This window comes from Grimontia sedimenti (assembly GCF_011045095.1).
Classification (GTDB): Bacteria; Pseudomonadota; Gammaproteobacteria; order Enterobacterales; family Vibrionaceae; genus Enterovibrio; species Enterovibrio sedimenti.
The window spans coordinates 68,547-88,178 of record NZ_JAALDL010000009.1 but is presented as its reverse complement, the minus strand read 5'-3'; the positions used below and the strand labels follow the sequence as shown (position 1 = coordinate 88,178).

The 19,632-nt window shown below is 49.8% G+C and carries 20 protein-coding genes and 2 pseudogenes; 18 read left to right on the top strand and 4 right to left on the bottom strand.

Going from position 1 to position 19,632, the window contains the following annotated elements:
• Positions 1–15 precede the first annotated feature (15 nt).
• From cheY to G5S52_RS12920, 8 genes and pseudogenes are all read left to right on the top strand, one after another.
• Positions 16–384 carry a chemotaxis response regulator CheY gene (gene cheY, locus G5S52_RS12955; RefSeq protein WP_002537850.1) on the top strand — a complete coding sequence of 123 codons (369 nt, stop codon included), beginning with the start codon at positions 16–18 and terminating at the stop codon, positions 382–384.
• Positions 385–416: 32 nt separating this feature from the next.
• Positions 417–1,151 carry a protein phosphatase CheZ gene (locus G5S52_RS12950; RefSeq protein ID WP_002537848.1) on the top strand — a complete coding sequence of 245 codons (735 nt, stop codon included), beginning with the start codon at positions 417–419 and terminating at the stop codon, positions 1,149–1,151.
• Between the two features lie 9 nt (positions 1,152–1,160).
• Complete coding sequence (locus tag G5S52_RS12945) at positions 1,161–3,335, top strand: chemotaxis protein CheA (RefSeq protein ID WP_165014125.1); 2,175 nt, start codon at positions 1,161–1,163, stop codon at positions 3,333–3,335.
• 16 nt (positions 3,336–3,351) lie between these two features.
• Complete coding sequence (locus G5S52_RS12940) at positions 3,352–4,503, top strand: protein-glutamate methylesterase/protein-glutamine glutaminase (RefSeq protein ID WP_165014123.1); 1,152 nt, start codon at positions 3,352–3,354, stop codon at positions 4,501–4,503.
• A 9-nt stretch (positions 4,504–4,512) separates the two neighbouring features.
• Positions 4,513–5,292 carry a ParA family protein gene (locus G5S52_RS12935; protein ID WP_002537843.1) on the top strand — a complete coding sequence of 260 codons (780 nt, stop codon included), beginning with the start codon at positions 4,513–4,515 and terminating at the stop codon, positions 5,290–5,292.
• Positions 5,282–6,453: pseudogene (locus tag G5S52_RS12930) on the top strand (chemotaxis protein CheW). The gene G5S52_RS12935 and the pseudogene G5S52_RS12930 overlap by 11 nt, the downstream one beginning before the upstream one ends.
• A gap of 33 nt (positions 6,454–6,486) precedes the next feature.
• Positions 6,487–6,975 carry a chemotaxis protein CheW gene (locus G5S52_RS12925; RefSeq protein ID WP_002537841.1) on the top strand — a complete coding sequence of 163 codons (489 nt, stop codon included), beginning with the start codon at positions 6,487–6,489 and terminating at the stop codon, positions 6,973–6,975.
• Entirely contained in the window at positions 6,975–7,400 is a 426-nt protein-coding gene (locus G5S52_RS12920; protein ID WP_002537840.1) for a DUF2802 domain-containing protein, read from the top strand. The genes G5S52_RS12925 and G5S52_RS12920 overlap by 1 nt, the downstream gene beginning before the upstream one ends.
• 17 nt (positions 7,401–7,417) lie before the next feature.
• Here the strand turns inward: G5S52_RS12920 and G5S52_RS12915 are convergent, their stop codons facing one another.
• Both G5S52_RS12915 and G5S52_RS12910 read right to left on the bottom strand, forming a co-directional pair.
• Positions 7,418–7,711 carry an EscU/YscU/HrcU family type III secretion system export apparatus switch protein gene (locus G5S52_RS12915; RefSeq protein ID WP_002537839.1) on the bottom strand — a complete coding sequence of 98 codons (294 nt, stop codon included), beginning with the start codon at positions 7,709–7,711 and terminating at the stop codon, positions 7,418–7,420.
• The gene (locus G5S52_RS12910) at positions 7,708–8,487 is read right to left on the bottom strand and encodes a flagellar hook-length control protein FliK (RefSeq protein WP_165014121.1); all 780 of its coding nucleotides are present in this window, start codon (positions 8,485–8,487) and stop codon (positions 7,708–7,710) included. The genes G5S52_RS12915 and G5S52_RS12910 overlap by 4 nt, the downstream gene beginning before the upstream one ends.
• A gap of 167 nt (positions 8,488–8,654) precedes the next feature.
• Here G5S52_RS12910 and ccmA point away from each other — a divergent pair, with 167 nt between their 5' ends.
• From ccmA to G5S52_RS12860, 10 genes and pseudogenes are all read left to right on the top strand, one after another.
• Positions 8,655–9,269 carry a cytochrome c biogenesis heme-transporting ATPase CcmA gene (ccmA, locus tag G5S52_RS12905; RefSeq protein WP_165014119.1) on the top strand — a complete coding sequence of 205 codons (615 nt, stop codon included), beginning with the start codon at positions 8,655–8,657 and terminating at the stop codon, positions 9,267–9,269.
• Entirely contained in the window at positions 9,269–9,937 is a 669-nt protein-coding gene (gene ccmB, locus G5S52_RS12900; RefSeq protein WP_039849818.1) for a heme exporter protein CcmB, read from the top strand. Before ccmA ends, ccmB begins: the two co-directional genes overlap by 1 nt.
• 41 nt (positions 9,938–9,978) lie before the next feature.
• Positions 9,979–10,716, top strand: coding sequence for a heme ABC transporter permease (locus tag G5S52_RS12895; RefSeq protein ID WP_046302933.1), 738 nt, complete (start codon positions 9,979–9,981; stop codon positions 10,714–10,716).
• A gap of 2 nt (positions 10,717–10,718) precedes the next feature.
• Positions 10,719–10,924 (top strand): annotated as a pseudogene (gene ccmD, locus G5S52_RS12890) (heme exporter protein CcmD).
• Positions 10,921–11,403 carry a cytochrome c maturation protein CcmE gene (ccmE, locus tag G5S52_RS12885; RefSeq protein ID WP_165014117.1) on the top strand — a complete coding sequence of 161 codons (483 nt, stop codon included), beginning with the start codon at positions 10,921–10,923 and terminating at the stop codon, positions 11,401–11,403. Before ccmD ends, ccmE begins: the two are co-directional and overlap by 4 nt.
• Positions 11,403–13,379, top strand: a complete 1,977-nt coding sequence (locus G5S52_RS12880) for a heme lyase CcmF/NrfE family subunit (RefSeq protein ID WP_165014115.1) — start codon at positions 11,403–11,405, stop codon at positions 13,377–13,379. The genes ccmE and G5S52_RS12880 overlap by 1 nt, the downstream gene beginning before the upstream one ends.
• A 2-nt stretch (positions 13,380–13,381) precedes the next feature.
• A complete protein-coding gene (locus G5S52_RS12875) occupies positions 13,382–13,936 on the top strand; it encodes a DsbE family thiol:disulfide interchange protein (RefSeq protein WP_002537828.1) in 555 nt (184 codons plus the stop codon).
• A complete protein-coding gene (locus tag G5S52_RS12870; protein ID WP_165014113.1) occupies positions 13,936–14,427 on the top strand; it encodes a cytochrome c-type biogenesis protein in 492 nt (163 codons plus the stop codon). Before G5S52_RS12875 ends, G5S52_RS12870 begins: the two co-directional genes overlap by 1 nt.
• Complete coding sequence (ccmI, locus tag G5S52_RS12865; RefSeq protein WP_165014111.1) at positions 14,424–15,638, top strand: c-type cytochrome biogenesis protein CcmI; 1,215 nt, start codon at positions 14,424–14,426, stop codon at positions 15,636–15,638. Before G5S52_RS12870 ends, ccmI begins: the two co-directional genes overlap by 4 nt.
• 79 nt (positions 15,639–15,717) lie before the next feature.
• Entirely contained in the window at positions 15,718–16,506 is a 789-nt protein-coding gene (locus tag G5S52_RS12860; RefSeq protein WP_165014109.1) for an MlaA family lipoprotein, read from the top strand.
• Between the two features lie 63 nt (positions 16,507–16,569).
• Here the strand turns inward: G5S52_RS12860 and G5S52_RS12855 are convergent, their stop codons facing one another.
• Positions 16,570–17,886, bottom strand: a complete 1,317-nt coding sequence (locus G5S52_RS12855) for an outer membrane protein transport protein (RefSeq protein WP_165014107.1) — start codon at positions 17,884–17,886, stop codon at positions 16,570–16,572.
• A gap of 319 nt (positions 17,887–18,205) precedes the next feature.
• The gene (locus tag G5S52_RS12850; protein WP_165014104.1) at positions 18,206–19,450 is read right to left on the bottom strand and encodes an outer membrane protein transport protein; all 1,245 of its coding nucleotides are present in this window, start codon (positions 19,448–19,450) and stop codon (positions 18,206–18,208) included.
• Positions 19,451–19,632: the final 182 nt, after the last annotated feature.

Sequence of the window (19,632 nt, the reverse complement as noted above, 5' to 3'; positions counted from 1 at the left end):
ACTTTGAACACAAATATGAAAATCCTCGTTGTTGATGACTTTTCAACAATGCGCCGTATCGTAAAAAACCTCCTTCGAGATCTGGGTTTCAACAACACCGTTGAAGCAGATGACGGCTTAACAGCACTGCCAATCCTCAAGAAAGGCGGTATTGATTTCGTCGTTACCGACTGGAACATGCCTGGCATGCAGGGTATTGACCTTCTGAAAAACATTCGTGCTGATGATGAGCTCAAGCATCTTCCAGTACTGATGATCACCGCAGAAGCCAAGCGTGAGCAAATTGTTGAAGCTGCTCAGGCTGGTGTGAATGGTTACATCGTTAAGCCGTTTACTGCCGCAACGCTCAAAGAAAAGCTGGACAAGATTTTCGAGCGCATGTGATTTTCCTCTTCGCGCAGTGAAGGATTATTTAGATGATAACTCTCGACCAAGCTAAAGAATTGGTCAGTTTGCTCGAAGAAGGGAATCAGGACGGCGCGAATGAATTACTGGCTAAGCTGGCCAGTGACGTGCGCAATCCGCTCTTCAATGAGGTAGGAAAACTGACCCGGCAACTGCATGACTCGTTGTCCAATTTCCGTTTAGATCCACGCGTCAGCGATCTGGCTACCAGCGAGATCCCAGATGCGAAAGATCGCCTGAACTTCGTGATGGAAAAAACGGAACTTGCTGCGAACCGTACTATGGATGCAGTGGAAGCAACCCTTCCCATCGCCGACAACCTACAAGAATGCCTTGCCCAGGTTCGACCTCAGTGGAACAACCTTATGGGGGGGCGGATTGACATAACAAGTTTCAAAGATTTGTGTCACCAAATCGATGGGTTACTGACACAAGTCGAAGGAGATACCACCAAACTCCACGGTCAACTGACCGAAATATTGATGGCGCAAGACTTCCAGGATCTGACTGGACAAGTTATTCGCCGCGTCATTGAATTGGTGCAAGAAGTAGAAAAACAACTGGTTGAAATCCTCACTGCCTTTGGTCTTGACGAAGAGCAGAAAGAACCAGAAACAGAAGCAGAACAACAGCAATCTGGCATTGTGGCTGAAGGTCCAGTGGTCTCCGAGAAAGAGCGTCAAGAGAAACAAGTGATGCAAAGTCAGGATGACGTCGATGACCTGCTTTCCAGCCTGGGCTTTTAGGGGTGCGTTATGAGTTTTGAAATGGATGAAGAAATCCTCCAGGACTTCTTAATTGAAGCCGGTGAGATTTTGGAGTTGCTGTCCGAGCAACTCGTCGATCTGGAAAAAACACCGGATGACAGAGACCTGCTCAATGCAATCTTCCGTGGTTTCCATACCGTTAAAGGTGGTGCAGGCTTCCTTTCACTCACCGAACTGGTAGAAACCTGTCACGGTGCAGAGAATATCTTCGATAACCTGCGTAACGGTGGCCGCGAACTCACTGCGGATGTCATGGATACTATCCTCCAGTCTTTGGACACGGTTAACGAGCAGTTCGCTTGTGTTCAGGAGCGCGAGCCAGTCCCTGCAGCAGACCCGGCACTGATTGAGGCACTACACAGATACAGCCGTCCTGCTTCAGAAGATGAAGCAGTAGAAGCGGCTGCCCCTGCACCAGAACCCGAGCCGGAACCAGAGCCAGAACCTGAACCTGAAGTGGTGGCTGAAGCCCCTGCTGAAGGCGGTGAAGCGATTGCTGGTGACTCTGTCGACGAAATTACAGATGACGAATTTGATCGCCTTCTGGATGAACTTCACGGCGCAGGCAAAGGCCCGCAAGCCGGTGGCAGCGCACCTGCACCAGCAGCCGACGCTGCGGGTGGTGGCGATGACATCACTGACGATGAATTCGAAAAGCTGCTGGATGACTTGCATGGCGCGGGTAAAGGCCCACTGGCAGGCGGCGCGGCAGAAGCAGCAACACCGCCGCCACAAAACGCGTCAGTAGAAAGCCCTGCCAGTGATGAGATCACTGACGATGAATTTGAAAAGCTGTTGGATGATTTGCACGGCAAGGGTAAAAGCCCTATTGCCAGTGGTGCAGCCCCTGCGGCTTCGGCACCACCTCCGCCGCCGAAAGCAGAGCCAAAACCTGCACCAGCTCCAGCACCAAAAGCAGAGCCTGCTGCAGCGAAACCGCCTGCGCCGGCTGCTAAGCCGCCAGCAAAAACTGACGACAAAAAGCCGCCTGCACCTCAAGTCGAACAGACTGTACGTGTTAACACCTCCACGCTTGATACCATCATGAACATGGTGGGTGAGTTGGTACTGGTGCGTAACCGTCTGGTCAGCCTTGGCGCAAGCAGCGACGACGAAAACATGGCGAAAGCCGTGACCAACCTCGACGTGGTGACTGCTGACCTGCAAGGTGCTGTAATGCAAACACGCATGCAGCCAATTAAGAAAGTGTTTGGCCGTTTCCCTCGCGTTGTTCGTGACTTGGCGCGAAGCCTGAAAAAAGACATCGTGCTGGAAATGCGCGGTGAAGAAACCGACTTGGATAAAAACCTGGTTGAGGCACTGGCAGATCCAATGGTCCACTTGGTGCGTAACTCGGTTGACCACGGTATCGAAATGCCGGATGTCCGAGAGGAAAAAGGCAAACCGCGTACAGGTACGATTACCCTTGCTGCTTCGCAGGAAGGTGACCACATTCTGTTGACCATCGAAGATGATGGTGGCGGTATGGATGCAGAGAAACTCCGCTCCATTGCCGTTGAACGTGGTGTGATGGATGCAGATGCTGCGGCACGCCTGAGCGATACCGAAGCCTACAACCTGATTTTTGCAGCAGGTTTCTCAACCAAAACCGAGATCTCAGATATCTCAGGTCGTGGTGTAGGCATGGACGTGGTGAAAACGGCGATTACTCAACTGAACGGTACCATTTCTATCGACTCAGAACTGGGCCGCGGCACCATTATCTCAATCAAAGTGCCTCTGACGCTGGCAATCCTGCCGACTCTGATGGTCGGTATCGGTGACAACCCATACGCGTTCCCATTGTCGAATGTGAATGAAATCATCAGTTTGGACCTGTCTAAAACCAATACGGTTGATGGTCAACTGACCCTGATTGTAAGAGAGAAAGCCATTCCGCTTTTCTATCTGCAAGATTGGCTGTGTCCTCGCCGCGGTTCGGTGAATCGCGAGGTCGGGCATGTTGTCATCATTCAAATGGGGCACCAGCCAGTCGCCTTCGTGGTCGATTCGCTGATTGGGCAAGAAGAAGTGGTTATCAAACCGCTGGATGAATTGTTGCAAGGTACGCCGGGTATGGCGGGTGCAACCATCACCAGTGATGGCCACATCGCATTGATTCTTGATGTGCCGAATCTGCTCAAGCGATACGCTGGCCGATAAAATCATAAGGAATGACATGGCAGTGAAAGTTTTGGTGGTGGACGATTCAAGTTTTTTCCGCCGCCGTGTTAGTGAAATTATTAACGGGGATCCTCGCCTTCAAGTCATTGATTGTGCGGTTAACGGGAAAGAGGCAGTTGAAAAGGCAGCACAGCTGAAACCTGATGTCATTACGATGGACATCGAAATGCCTGTGATGGATGGTATTACTGCGGTTCGAGAGATCATGCAGAGCAATCCAACGCCGATACTGATGTTTTCTTCGCTAACGCATGATGGGGCGAAAGCCACACTTGATGCCTTGGATGCGGGCGCGCTCGACTTCCTGCCAAAGAAATTCGAAGACATTGCTCGTAACCGTGATGAGGCGGTCTCTTTGCTACAACAGCGCGTGAGCGAAATTGCCCGCAAGCGCGCGTTTATGCGAAAACCAGCCCCATCTGCAAAACCTGCCACGGCTACGCCAACGGCGGCTCCTGCTGCGCGAGCGCCAGTGCGCCCGGCAACCGGGGGAAGCACAGCGGCACCGGCGCCTACTGCACCAGCTACTAGGCCCGCTTCTGCTGTAGCACGCTTCAAAGCCAGTGGCAAGCGTTACCAGTTGGTGGCGATTGGTACGTCAACAGGTGGCCCGGTCGCACTGCAAAAAGTGCTGACGGGACTTCCTGCGAATTTCCCGATGCCTATCGTGCTTATTCAACACATGCCTTCTACCTTTACGGCGGCTTTTGCCCAGCGCCTCAATGGCCTTTGCAAAATCACAGTGAAAGAAGCGCAAGATGGCGACCCATTGCAACCGGGAACCGCCTATCTGGCACCGGGTGGCATGCAGATGATGATCGATGGACGCCCAGGGGCGGCTCGTGTGAAAATTATCGACGGCGGCGATCGTATGAACTATAAGCCGTGCGTAGATGTAACCTTCGGCTCTGCAGCCAAAGTCTACAACGACAAAGTATTGTCGATGGTGTTGACGGGTATGGGCGCAGATGGCCGAGACGGTGCAAGATTGTTGAAACAACAAGGTTCAACGGTATGGGCACAGGACGAAGAAAGCTGTGTTGTTTACGGTATGCCGCAAGCCGTTGCTAAAGCGGGAATTTCAACCGAAGACTTGCCGTTGGATCGTATCACCGAGCGTATTCTCGTTGAGCTAAACCTCGTTTAAGGAGCGGCTGTGATAGTCTGGAGCATTGCAAACCAGAAAGGGGGCGTGGGGAAAACCACCACCACCATTACCCTCGCTGGGCTTCTCAGTGAAAAGAACAAGCGTGTATTGCTGATCGATACCGATCCGCATGCATCGCTGACAACCTATCTGAATTACGATTCGGAGCAGTTGCCACGTACCTTGTTCGACCTGTTCCAATTACAAACTATCAATCGTGATACCGTCAAACCGCTGATCCTTAATACCGAGTACAAAAACCTCGATATTTTGCCATCGCACATGTCTCTGGCAACGCTTGATCGCGCCATGGGCAACCGTGGTGGTATGGGTTTGATGCTGAAGAAAACCCTGGCATGTCTTGAAGATGAATATGACTATGCGTTGATTGATTGTCCGCCTATTCTCGGCGTGATGATGGTGAATGCACTGGCAGCAAGTAACCGTATATTGATCCCCGTGCAAACCGAGTTCCTGGCCATGAAAGGTTTGGAGCGTATGGTGCGGACGTTGCAAATCATGCAAAAGTCCCGCGCGTCAGCGTTCAAGGTTTGCATAATCCCGACCATGTACGACAAGCGTACCCGCGCTTCTTTGGAAACACTGCAAGAGCTTAAAGTGCGTTATCCGGATCAGGTTTGGACGTCCGCGGTACCGATTGATACCAAATTCCGCGATGCCAGTTTAAAACACATGCCGCCATCGTATTACGCAAAAAACTGTCGCGGCGTGTTTGCCTACAAAACGCTGCTCTCTTATCTGGAGCGACTTGAACAGGATGAAAGATAGCCGTGCCTTCTTATCCAGTGTTCAGGCGCTGGATGACTATTTTGATGCTCTGCTGGAAGAAGACTACTTTTCCCAGCAGCATGACACGGATGTAGCACCGCAGGACAGCGAGACCAGCGTTGAGCTGAAGCCGCAACCTGTGGTGATGGAGCCGATTGAAAAATTCAGCGGTGCGACGCTGACGAAAGACAAACGCGACATGTCTTCGGTAGAAAAACTGCTGAGCCAGCTTAAGTTGGACGAAGACATGGAAGTGGAAGTCGAGGAATTGACGGAAACGGACGTGCTTGTCGACAGCGAACTGGCAGTCGAAACCTACACTGAAGCGCTGACTCTGACAGAAACGGACACCGAGACTCTCACGGAAGCGATTGTTGAAACGACCGTTGAGACGGAAGTGGAAACCGAAGTCGCGACGGAGGTTGAAACAGACGTTGCGGTGGAAGTAGAAGCTGTCGTTGATACTGAAGTGGCGGTTGAAGCGGAAACCGCTGTTGAGCAAGAGCTTGAAACCATGGTTGAAACGGAAGTGGATACTGTGGTCGAAGAAGCGTTCGATACTGAGGTTATTACAGAGCCTGAGGTTGAAGTCGCAATTGAAGAAACTGTTGCTGAAGAAGTGGCGGAAACTGTCGATATAGAGACTGATACCGCATACGAGCCGGAAACTCAGGCTGAGGAAGATGTTGCACCACCTTGGCAAAACATCGCTTCTGAATATGCGTTTCAGGTGTTGTTCTTCGAATCGTTTGGCGTGACATACGCTGTTCCCCTTGCCGAATTAGGGGGAATTCATCGACTCGAAGATTGCAATCACCTGATTGGCAGACCCGATTGGTATTTAGGTCTGCAAACAGAGCGGGATCAGCAGTTGGATGTCGTCGATACCGCCAAATGGGTGATGCCGGAAAAATAGCGGATAACAACCATCGCGATGACTATAGTTATATTGTGATCTTGGGTGACAGCAAATGGGGCTTGGCTTGCAATGCCCTCCTGGGGACAGAGTCACTCAACGGAGAACAAGTGCGATGGCGCGAACAAGCTGGCAAACGGCCTTGGTTGGCCGGATTAGTCAAAGAAAAAATGTGCGCCTTGATCCACGTCGAAGCGCTGATTGCCATGCTGAATCAGGGTATTGATGCCAATGCGTTGGCGTAAGTGACGCAGCACAGCACGAAAAGAGGAAAATAAATGTCTCAGGTAGCTGAAGTTCAAAAAGAAAACGTGAATGACGAAGTCTTGCAGTGGGTGACTTTCCAGCTGGAAGACGAAACCTACGGCATTAACGTTATGCAGGTTCGGGAAGTATTGCGCTATACCGAAATTGCGCCTGTACCAGGTGCGCCAGATTACGTTCTTGGCATCATTAACCTGCGTGGTAATGTCGTGACGGTTATCGACACCCGTTCACGTTTTGGTCTTGCCCAAGGTGAAGTGTCCGACAACACACGCGTGATCGTGATTGAAGCTGAATCTCAAGTGATTGGCATCATGGTCGACAGTGTGGCTGAGGTGGTTTACCTCAAAACGTCTGAAATCGACACCACGCCTAGCGTAGGTACCGATGAAAGCGCCAAGTTCATCCAAGGTGTGAGCAACCGTAACGGTCATCTGCTCATTCTGGTTGACCTGAACAAACTGCTCTCTGATGAAGAGTGGTCTGAGATGGCAATGCTGTAATGCTCGACTTGGTGTTGCAATGGCTACCGCTGGGCATCTCTCTGAGTGTCGCGGTGGTTGCCTTGTTGATGTTGAGACGGGAAAAGAAAGCGCGCCAGAATCTGGAAGCGAAATTCCAGGCTATGGAGCTACTTTATAAAAATGCCCGTCAACAGCACGAGGGCCTGTCCAAGCAGTTTAACGAACTGCGTGCAGGCTCTATTGGCATGAGCCAGAAACTTGCCGAGCTCTCGCAGCGCTTTGATGAGTTGCTCGACAAGCAGAACGAGATGGAAATGCAGGATCCAGACGGTCGCCTCTACAGCCGTGCCAGTAAAATGGTGGAGCTCGGTGCCGATCTGCGTGAGCTGATGGAAGAGTGTGATCTGCCGAAAGCAGAAGCAGAGCTTCTATTGAATATCAGAAAGCAGCGCATGACGCGTTAATCGGATATTCCAAGGCTTCAAACCGTTTTGTTGACCATGGACCCTTCCCATCCGGGCGGGGTTTTTCCATCTAAGTACCAGGCAAAAGCAATCAATTCTGCGATCACTAGGTAGAGTTGTTCAGGGATTTCGTCACCCACTTCCAATGCCGCCAACCAATTCATCAGGGCTTCGTCACTATGTATGAGTCCGCCATTCTTCTCCATTTCTTCGATGAGCTTTTCAGCCAACGCATCGTAGCCTTTGGCAGAGACCTTGGGCGCATTAACACCATCGTATTTGAGCGCCACTGCGCTTTTGGCTTTCTTCATACCTGAATATTCACTCCTGACGAGATGGTTTCCGTCTGTGGGCTTTCTAACGTATTGATTTCACATTGCTGCAGCGCGATTTGATGTTGGGCGAGTTTTTCTTCGAGTTTGGGCATGGCTGTTTCAATCTGCTTTTTCAAGCCTTCAGCATCGGTGGAAAAACTGAGAGAAAGTGAATTGTCCTCAAGTTCTGCTGTCGCAGTGAGGTGACGGTTCTTTGCCAGAGTCAGGTTGAGTGTGATGCACCAGCGTAACTTTTTCTTTTTTCTTCCGGTCTTTTTCTCGACGTTAATGTTTACCGGGGAGAGGTTGTTGTCCCTGAAAGGAAACAGCCAATGGTAGTCGCCGGGTTTGGTCTGCTCATTGATGCGCTGTTCAGCCATTAGCATCAGCAAAGATTTCAACTTTCCCGAACCGTCTTGCTCATTGGTCTGTGTGGTTGCCTGGCGCAATGCTTCCAGCAACCCTTTATCCGCTTTCTGCTCGGCAAGCCATTTAGCGGCCTGTTTTGTATCAGCGGGCATGGTGAGCTGCTTCAGCAGCGTAAATATCACAGGCGGCAAGGAACCGGATTCGCTGCGTGTGCCTTTTAACAGTGAATAGAGTGGTAAAAGCGCCAAGAGTTGAGAGAGCTGGGAGCGCTGACCATCGCTCAGATGGGGCTGCTGACCGGGTTGCTGTAATGGTCTCCCTAAATCAAGCAGGCTTTTAACCGGAACATTCTTCAATGTTTCCTGCGCTAATGCATTGATGTGATTGATATTGTCGATTTTCATATTTACTCACAATTATTAACGCTTAGCGCATATACCCAGCCCTCATCAATCAGTAGGATTTGATTGCTTGAGTGACATTAGCGAGACCTCGCGGCTAACGACTTTAAACGCCTCTATGGTATTATCGGGCAAATTTTTCATAACTTTATCGGGAAAGCCAATTTCTCATGTTGGAAGTGCGCGAGCTCAGCTGTATCCGTGATGAAAGGGTGCTGTTTGAAGATCTCAGTTTTACGGTGTCATCCGGTGATCTTGTCCAAATTGAAGGACCAAACGGCGCGGGTAAAACAACATTGTTACGGATCATTGCCGGGTTGGGGCTGGCGGAATCTGGCGAAGTCTTCTGGGACGGAGAATTGGTGAATAAAGCCCGAGAAGAGTTTTATGGCAATTTACTGTTTCTTGGCCACAGCACTGGCGTAAAACGTGAGATGACCGCGTTCGAAAATCTGGCATTTTACCAGCGTATGCATGGTGAAGCAGATGAAGCCAGCCTTTGGGACGCATTGGCGCGTGTCGGGCTTGCTGGCCGGGAAGATGTGCCTGCCGCGCAGCTGTCTGCTGGTCAGAACCGTCGGGTTGCACTGGCACGGCTTTGGATCAGCCAATCTAAACTTTGGATTTTAGATGAACCATTAACTGCCATCGACAAACAGGGTGTAAAGGTGCTTGAGAGCCTTTTTCAACAGCATGTAAATAATGGAGGCATGGTGTTGTTTACCACCCACCAAGATATGTTCGAAGGCAACCCGGGTTTGCGCCGGATCAGGTTGGGGGCGTAATGGGATCAGCTATGTTTCACATGATCCGTCGCGAGCTGCTCGTGGCGTTTCGTCGCCAATCTGACATGCTGAATCCACTGTGGTTTTTCATCATTGTCATCACCTTGTTTCCATTGGGTGTCGGACCTGGTCCCAACTTACTGGCTGAAATAGCACCAGGGATTATCTGGGTGGCTGCGTTGTTGGCGGCGGTATTGTCATTGGATCGCTTGTTCCGTGATGACTTTATGGATGGCTCGTTAGAGCAGATGCTATTGATGCCAGAACCTTTGTCAGTTCTGGTTTTCGCAAAAATTGTTGCACATTGGCTGCTGACCGGTCTGCCACTATTGATCATAAGTCCGCTTCTGGCGGTATTACTTTCTTTAGACTGGGAAGCTTACAAAGCCGTTGTGCTAACACTGTTGTTAGGCACGCCGACGCTGAGCTTCCTTGGCGCGATTGGTGTGGCATTGACGGTAGGGCTGAGAAAGGGCGGCGCATTGCTGAGCCTTCTGGTCTTACCGTTGTTTATTCCGGTGCTTATCTTCGCGACATCGGCGATTGATATGGCTGCCGGAGGATTTCCGATAAACGGTCAGCTAGCCATTTTGGGTGCGATGCTGGCAGGTTCGGCCACGCTTTCCCCGTTTGCAGTATCTGCTGCTCTGCGGGTGAGTGTCCAATAATACTAATTATTACAACATATTAACTGAGAGTGATATCTGCAATGTGGAAATGGCTTCACCCATATGCCAAGCCCGAGGCAACCTACCAACTCTGTAACACATTGTTGCCATGGTTTGTGGTTTTGGCAGCCCTGTCTTTGGTCACCGGCACCATCTGGGGACTGGCATTCGCGCCTTCTGACTACCAGCAAGGTGATAGTTTCCGAATCATCTATATTCACGTTCCTGCAGCGATTTGGTCTATGGGCGCTTATATGTCGATGGCCATTGCAGCATTTATCGGCTTAGTGTGGCAAATCAAAACGTCTGATTGGGCAGCCGCGGCGATGGCGCCTGTAGGTGCGGTATTTACCTTTATTGCACTGGTGACTGGTGCAATCTGGGGTAAGCCAATGTGGGGCGCTTGGTGGGTATGGGATGCACGCCTGACTTCCGAGCTTATTCTCCTGTTCCTGTATCTTGGTGTGATCGCCCTTTACAACGCCTTTGATGATGACCGCACTGCTGGTCGTGCAGCGGGTATTCTGGCGATTGTGGGGGTGATTAACCTACCTATCATTCACTTTTCAGTGGAGTGGTGGAACACGCTGCACCAAGGCGCGACCATCACTAAATTTGCCAAGCCTTCCATTGCTTCAGATATGTTGTGGCCTCTGCTTCTGAATATTCTGGGCTTTGCTATGTTCTTTGGTGCCGTGTCGCTGATGGGACTGAAAAACAAAATTCTACAACGTGAAGCGCACCGTCCTTGGGTTCGTGAACTGGTTGAGAGGGGATAACCATGCACTTCGATTCTTTCTCTGAATTTCTGGCGATGGGTGGTTACGCTGGTTACGTCTGGGGCGCTTTCGCCATTACATTCGTGGCGATGGCTTGGGTAGCACTGGCGACCCGTTTCACCCGACGCAAACTGTTTAAAGAAATTAAAAACAAAGTTGCCCGAGAGCAACGCATTAAGAATGCCCAAAAATGGAGAACACACTATGAACCCGAGACGCAAGAAACGACTGGGGCTGGCTCTCGCCCTGGTGTTTGGTGTAGGCGCCACGATCGGTTTGATGTTGTATGCACTGAACCAAAACATGGATTTGTTCTACACGCCGACTGAATTGGTGAATGGTAAGCCTGATGGCACCAAACCTGAGGTCGGTCAACGTCTACGTATTGGTGGCATGGTGGTGACTGACTCAGTGGAGCGTGACCCAGAATCTCTGAAAGTGAGCTTCCGTGTTGCGGATGTTGGCCCTGAGGTCACCGTGGAATTTGAAGGCATTCTGCCTGACCTTTTCCGTGAAGGTCAGGGAATTGTTGCACAGGGTGTGCTGGTTGATGAACGTACCGTGTTCGCAAGCGAAGTATTGGCGAAACACGATGAAGAATATATGCCGCCTGAAATCGCAGAAGCGATGAACAAAGGGCATAAACCGCTTGAATACACCGAGCAGCAAAAACAGGGTAGCTACTAATGATTGCTGAATTAGGGCATTTCGCCCTTATTATCTCCCTTGGTTTCTCCGTCCTTCTGAGTATCTATCCTCTTTGGGGTGCTCACGTCGGAAACCAGGCCATGATGCGTTCCGCGCGTCCATTGGCTATCGGCATGTTCCTGATGCTATTGATGTCTTTTATCGCATTGAGCTGGGCATTCTACGTTAACGACTTTACGGTCACGTATGTGGCGAGTAACTCGAACAGTGCTTTGCCTTGGTACTACCGTTTGACGGCAGTCTGGGGTGCACACGAAGGCTCGTTGCTTCTTTGGGTGCTTATCCAGGCTGGTTGGACACTGGCCGTTGCCATTTTCAGCCGTGGCATGCCGTTGGAGTCCGTCTCCCGCGTATTGGCTGTGATGGGCATGATTGGCGTCGGCTTCCTGCTGTTCATTATTCTGACCTCTAACCCGTTTGAGCGCACACTGCCTTATTTCCCTGTTGATGGCCGCGACCTCAACCCGCTTCTTCAAGATCCTGGGCTGATTGTTCACCCTCCGATGCTTTACATGGGTTACGTGGGCTTCTCCGTGGCATTTGCTTTTGCGATTGCATCCTTGATGGCGGGTCGTCTTGATACAGCCTGGGCACGTTGGTCCCGTCCTTGGACAACCGCAGCTTGGGTATTCCTGACATTAGGTATCGCTCTGGGCTCTTGGTGGGCTTACTACGAACTTGGCTGGGGCGGCTGGTGGTTCTGGGACCCAGTAGAAAACGCCTCTTTTATGCCTTGGCTTGCGGGTACCGCGTTAATGCACTCATTGGCAGTGACGGAAAAACGCGGCACATTCAAAGCATGGACTGTGCTGTTGGCATTGTCTGCATTTTCACTCAGTTTGTTGGGCACCTTCCTGGTACGTTCTGGCGTACTGGTTTCAGTACATGCATTCGCTTCTGATCCAAGCCGTGGCCTGTTTATTCTTGGCTTCCTTGTGGTGGTTATCGGCGGCTCGCTGCTGCTTTACGCATTGCGTGCGTCAGAAGTCCGTGTGCGCGGTAACTTCGAGCTGGTCTCCCGTGAAAATGTCCTGTTGGCAAACAACATTCTGCTGGTTGCTGCTCTGGTTGTTGTTCTATTGGGGACATTGCTGCCATTGGTTCACAAACAGCTTGGCCTGGGGTCGGTTTCCATTGGTGAACCTTTCTTCAACCTGCTGTTCACCTGGCTTTCTGTGCCGTTTGCCTTCCTCCTTGGTATTGGTCCGCTGATCCGCTGGAAACGTGACAACCTCAAGAACGTGAAAAAAGAACTGCTGTTTAGTGGTGTGCTTTCCGTTGTTCTGGGGGGGGCACTGGTGTGGATTTTCGCTGATGTCTTTATGCCGCTTGCTGCGCTGGGTGCGGTGATGGGCCTTTGGGTCATCACTTTGTCATGCATCGAGGTGTATCAGCGTGCGACTCACCGTCATGATTTCGTCACCGGTCTCGGTAAGCTGGGTCGTAGCCACTGGGCGATGGTGCTTGGTCATATCGGTCTGGCAATCACAGTGCTCGGTATTGCAATGGTTCAGAACTATGACATCGAACGCGACGTGAAAATGGCACCGGGCGATCGCATTGAACTGCAAGGCTACGATTTCCATTTCGCAGGTCTTCGCGATAAAGATGGTCCGAACTACGACGGCTACATCGCTGACTTCGATATTTACCGTGGCGATAAGCGCGTAAACACACTGCATGCTGAGAAACGTTTCTACACAGTTCAGCGCTCCATGATGACCGAAGCGGCGATTGACCGCGGAATTACCCGTGACCTCTATGTGGCAATGGGTGAACGTTTGGACGATGGCTCTTGGGCAGTGCGTATCTACTACAAACCATTTGTTCGTTGGATTTGGTTCGGCTCACTCGTGATGTCATTGGGTGGTTTGCTGGCTATTTCGGACAAGCGTTACCGTTTTCGTAAGAAGGCTCAATCAGAAGTGTCTGCTGAGCCAGTGAAGGAGGCTTAAGGGTGAACAAACCTTTACTCTTTATTCCGTTTGCACTGTTTATGGTGTTGGTTGGTGTCTTCTTTGTGCAATTGGGCAAGAACGCCGAAGGTGATGACCCAACGAAGTTAGAGTCAGTGCTGGTAGGTAAACCAGTACCTTCGTTCCGTCTCGAAGATTTGGCGCAAGCCGGCAAACTGTATGATCAGGATATTTTCAAAGGCGAACCTTTGCTTTTGAACGTGTGGGCAACTTGGTGTCCTACCTGTTATGCAGAGCACACGTATCTGAATGAGTTGGCAGCCAATGGCGTGAAAATCATTGGCCTTAACTACAAGGACGATCGCGTAAAAGCGATCGGCTGGCTCAACCAATTAGGTAACCCTTATCTGGTCAGCCTGTTTGATGGTGATGGCATGCTAGGTCTGGATCTTGGTGTTTACGGCGCGCCAGAGACTTTCCTTATCGATGCCAATGGTGTGATTCGCTACCGTCATGTCGGTGATGTGAATGATAGAAACTGGAACGAAAAATTAGGCCCGATGTACGAGCAAATGCTGGCGGAGGCAAAAGGCTAATGAAACGTTTACTGTTAGCAATCATGCTGGCTGCAAGTGCTGCGTTCTCAGTCTCTGCAGCGATCGAAGTGTATGAGTTTGACACACCTGAACAAGAAGAGGCCTTCAAAAAACTCGGCAAAGAACTGCGCTGCCCTAAGTGTCAGAACAATAATATTGCCGATTCCAATGCTGGCTTGGCTCAGGATCTTCGTTTGAAGGTTTATGAGATGCTCAAGCAAGGTAAGAACGAAGACGAGATTGTCGATTACATGGTTGACCGATACGGCAACTTCGTGACTTACAACCCGCCACTGACGGCATCGACATTGATTCTTTGGGCTGGCCCGGCATTGTTTGTGGTGGTCGGATTCACTGTATTGGTGATGCGCAGCCGCAAGCCTAAAGCGAAAACCGTTAAAGCTGAACTTGATAGCGAAGAGCAGGCACGTCTGGATGCGTTGCTCAATGAAGGCTCGGCTGACAATAAAAATAAGGATAACAACGGATGACTGAAATGTGGTTCTGGCTGATCACAGCCTTAATGATGGTGGTCTCTGTTGGCTTATTTGTTTTGCCGATTTACCGCGGTAAGGAACAGGACGAAGCAGCGAGCCGTGATGAACTGAACAAAGCCTTCTTCCGTGATCGTATGGAAGAGCTTAATGAAGAAGCCGAGGAAGGTCTGGTAGAGAACCAGAACGAATTGGCGGTAGAACTCAAGCAGTCGCTGTTGGATGATATTCCAGCCAGTGAGAAATCAGCGACACAAAGCAAAGTTCCGTTTGTGGTGTTGGTGCCAGGCATCTTGATCATGATTGCCATGAGTTATGGTCTTTACAACACCATGGGTAACTATCGTGAAGTGGTTTCCTGGCAGGAGACAGCTTCTCGCTTGCCGGATCTGTCTCGTCGTTTGATGTCAGACACCAATGAGCCGATGACAGATCAGGAGATGGCGGAGTTGACGCTGTCTCTTCGTACCAAACTTCATCAAACCCCGGATGACGCGATGGGTTGGCTATTGCTGGGCCGAATTGGTCTGGCTAACCGTGATGTGCAAACCGCTGAAGGCGCGATGGCAAAAGCCTATAACCTGATGCCTGATGACAGCGACGTGAAGCTGGGTTATGCACAGTCATTGATGTTGTCGGGGGACGAGCAAAACAGCAATACAGCACGCAACTTACTGCGCGAAGTGATCAGAGTCGATCATGGCAACCTTCAAGCATTCTCTTTGCTGGCCTTTGATGCTTTTGAGCGCGGAGCCTACGAAGAAGCTGTGGCTGCTTGGTCAACCATGAAACAAATGCTGCCAGCGGACGATCCACGTATTTCTATGTTGGATCGCAGCATTCAACGTGCAGAAGCACAAATGGGCGCTGGCGAAGGACAGTCTGTTTCTGTGACAATTTCGCTGGATGAACAAGTCCAATTGCCAAGTGAGGGTGTATTGATTGTTTCGGTTCACTCTGCGGACGGTGCGCCAATGCCGGTTGCAGCGAAGCGTTTGCCGTTGAGCCGCTTCCCGGTAGAAGTTGAACTGACAGATGCGGACAGTATGATCCCGGAGCGTTTGATGTCTTCTTTGCCAGAGGTGATGGTGAAAGCCCGCATCGATAACGATGGCAACGTAATGACACGTGATGGTGATTGGTTTGGCGAAACCGTACCGTTTGAGCTCGGCGGAAGTTCACAGTTAGTGATTAACCAAAAGCAGTAAGTGCTTTATACTGCCAAAATAATGACAAAAGGTCGGTATTTAACCGACCTCTTTTTTAACTAAAGGACAAGTTATAACAATGTGGAAACAACTTATTCTGGCAGTTGGCGCGCTGGTTTTACTGAGTGGTTGTGCCCAATCCCCGGAAGAATCTCAGGCTGACGCTGAAACCAATGCCGAATTCGACATTTCGCATCCCAATGATCCTTTTGAAGGATTCAACCGGGCGATGTGGACGGTCAATTATGATTATCTAGACCCTTATATCGCAAAACCTGTGTCGCTGGCTTATGTCGACTATGTGCCAAGCTGGACACGAACGGGTATCTCTAATTTCCTCAGTAACCTTGAAGAGCCAGCAAGCATGGTGAACAGCATTGTCATGCTTGATGGTGATGCAGCACTCACCCACTTTAACCGCTTTTGGCTAAACACTGTCTTTGGTATTGGTGGTTTGATTGATATTGCATCCGCAGCCAATGTACCGAAAATCTCTGACCGTCAGTTTGGTGACGCCATGGGTTACTACGACATAGGGCAAGGGCCTTACTTTATGTTCCCGGTCTACGGTCCTATTACATTGAGAGAAGGGGCGGGGGATGTCGTTGATGGATTGTATCCACCACTGTCATTACTGACATTGCCGCAGTCAATCTTGAAATGGATGTTTGAAGGGATGGAAGACAGAGCTGCCCTGGTTCAACAAGAAAGTTTGCTGACCAATTCACCGGATCCATACGCGTTTGCACGTGATGCTTACCTTCAGAATAAAGAATTTAAGGCGCGCGGTGGAAAAGCGTCAGATTTACCAGAGCTAGATGAGAGTTATCTTGATGATGACCTGCTCGACGAAATTGATGACTACTAAAAATTACGCAAAAAAATGCCACTCAATTGAGTGGCATTTTTGTATCTGACATTTACTCAGCAATTAGAAGCGGTAAGTAGCTTGAACACCTGCCAGCCAGACGTTGCCAGAGGTTTGACCTTCGAAAGTGCCACCAAAAGGCACTGAGCTAAGGTCAGAACTGATTCCGTCACGAGGCTCTTTTACATCCGCGTCTTTTGCAAAGATGTAAGTGAAACCTGCGTCCAGCGTTAGGTTATCAGAGTAGTTGTAACCCGCGCCAAGGCTCAACCAAAGACGGTCAGTTTCTGGAATCGTAATGGTACGGTTAGCGTCGTCCACTGCTGCTGTATCATAAGCAACGCCAGAACGCAGTTGGGTTTTGGTATTCAACTGATAAGTGGCACCAACAGCAAAGCGGTAGTTATCTTTCCAGTTTTCCTGTTTAACCAATTGGTTTGGTTGAGAAAGAGAAGGAATGTTTGCTTCCAGCTTTTCGAAGGTGCTCCAGTCAGTCCAGTTGATGCTGGCGTGTACTGCAACTGTGTCGGTCAGTTGGTGGAAGCTTGCTATCTCTGCGGTTGCTGGCAGCGTCAGTTCCATACTGCCAGGCAATTGCGCAGTAGTTGTACCAAACGCTAGGCCAGTGGCATGGCCTTCCAGATTCAGATTCACTTCAGAACGATAGTTAAAGCCTAAACGGTTGTCTTCATTGATCTGCCATGCGGAGCCAACTTGCCAGCCCCAAGCAGTATCATCACCTTCCATGTATTTTAGAGTAGTACCAGTAGGTACGATGACATTGCCATTGAATGGGTTTTTTATATCTGCTGAGCTTTTTGCACCAATGCTTCCTTCGCCCATCACATAGCGAACACCTGCACCAACCGAGAACTGGTCGTTAATCTTGTATGCGATGTTAGGATTGATTTCCATGGTCATGACCGACGCTTCATTACCAAACTGGGTGCCTTTGAAGTCGTCATCCAGCTTAGTGTGCATACCGAAGTTCGAGCTCAGTGCCAGACCCAGATAAACCTTCTCGTTCAGTTGATGAGAGAGGTAGAAGTTTGGAATAAAGGCTGAATCTGCAAAATCCTCGGAAGAAGTTGGAGTACCCGGGTCTTGCTGTGTCCAGTATTGACGCCCTTTGACATCCACATTTGGATCAACGTAGATAAGGCCAGTAGAAACTTGGGTGCCTTCCAGATAAGTCATCATGGCTGGATTGCGGAATTGGGCTGATGCATTATCCGCCATCGCAGCTTCACCGGCGTACGCACGGCCAAGACCGGTTGCAGAATACTCTGCCAGTTGAAAACCTGCTGCGATTGCAGACGTTGAAGAAAGAGAGCCAAGTGCTGCAGCAATTGCCAGCGGAAGAAGTTTGTTCTTGTTCATTAGAGTATTTACTTGATTATTGTGGTCGGTACAGGGTACTGACAGGCAATCAATATGCAATTTTGATGATAGGGAGAGAATGTATTTAGATGAATATATCGAAGGATTAATACATTTCAGTAAAAGACACTAAAGGTTCGGTGGTTTGGAACAGGTGTACGCTGAGTTTCGGCGAACACGTGTTAATTATAAATGCCAGTTAACCGCACCGGTGTACGCTGAAAAGCCTTGGTTTTACTGAAGTTGTTTGCGTTAGGACTTATTTGAGCGAACAAAAGGGGAGCGAATGCTCCCCTTTAGTCACTGTGTTCTAATTCAACTAGAAGCTGCGGCTGTATTGCAGACCCATAAGAATCGCATTTGCTTGGGTTGTAGCATTGACAGAAGACAAAGTGATGCCATTAAGCACTGTACTTTCTGATACAGACACCTCTTCACCCATTAGGTAAGTAAAGCCGAAGTCAATGGTTGAGCTTTGGTCTAGGTTATATGTCAAACCAGCAGAGAACCACTGACGGTCTGAGTCAGGAACAGAAATTGATGTTAGGCTGTCTTGTGCGCTTGTGTCATACATATAACCGGCACGAAGAGTCCAATCGCTGTTCAGGTAGTAGGTACCACCGATGCTGTAGTGCCAGCCATCTTGCCATTCGTACGGCTTGCTGTATGCACCGGTAAGGGTTGTGCCTTGAAGATTCTCAAAATCGATTTTGTCGAAAGAACCCCAACCAATGTATTGAACGCTATAGTGGACGGCGAATTTGGTGTCTTCAATTTTATGGAAGCCAGAGAACTCAGCGATATCAGGCAGTGGAAGAGTGATCTTCTGGCCTTTGTCATCTTTGGCTTCAAACTCTGGGCTATAGCGGTAAGCAAAACCGAAGCGGTTGTTTTCATCCAACTCGTATACCGTACCAACGTTGAAACCCACAGCAAAACCGTCGGCGCCATCAACATTCAGTAAGTCGCTTCCCCCTAGGTCTTTGTTCGCTGTACGCTTCATTGTGCCTTGGCCATAAATGATGTCGAGACCAGCACCAAAGCTCCATTGGTCGTTCAAACGGTATGAACCAGCTAGACCCAGGTTAAAGCTTTTCACGTCGGTCAAACCGCCGTATTCAGTCGCCACATAGTCATCAGAGAACTCAGTTTTGGTGCCAAAGTTCGAATAGGCGTTAATACCAACAGCAAACTTTTCGTTGAGAGGCATGATGAAATGTACGTTTGGCGCAATGGAAGTGCCGCCCACATCATCAGTATCAGCAACTGGTACTGGCTGATAACGCGTTGCAATACTGCTGTAAGTTGCATCACTGACAGTGATATCAGTTGTGATGGTCTCAAAGCCAATCGAGAATGCTTTCTCATCAAACAGAGCCATTGCCGCAGAGTTTCGCGCCATAACAGCTGCGTTATCTGCGATTACAGCATCACCGGCAAAAGCACGGCCGATACCTGTTGCTGATTGTGCGTTAAGTTGGAAGCCAGCAGCCAGTGCTGACGTGGAGCTCGCTGCAACAGCCATTGCCACTGCTGAGCGGATAAACAGACGCTTCTTATTCATAATGTGAATATTCCGAATAAAATTATAATTTTTTTGATATTTATGCTCAGAATGAGCTGCGCAAATTCTATTGTGTAGGTGCTTTATTGGAAATCTGACCAGTTATAACATGCTGTTTTGTAAATGCTTGGGATGGCGCTAGGTGGTTGTAATTGCGGGAAAAGAAAAAGGGGAGCATCTGC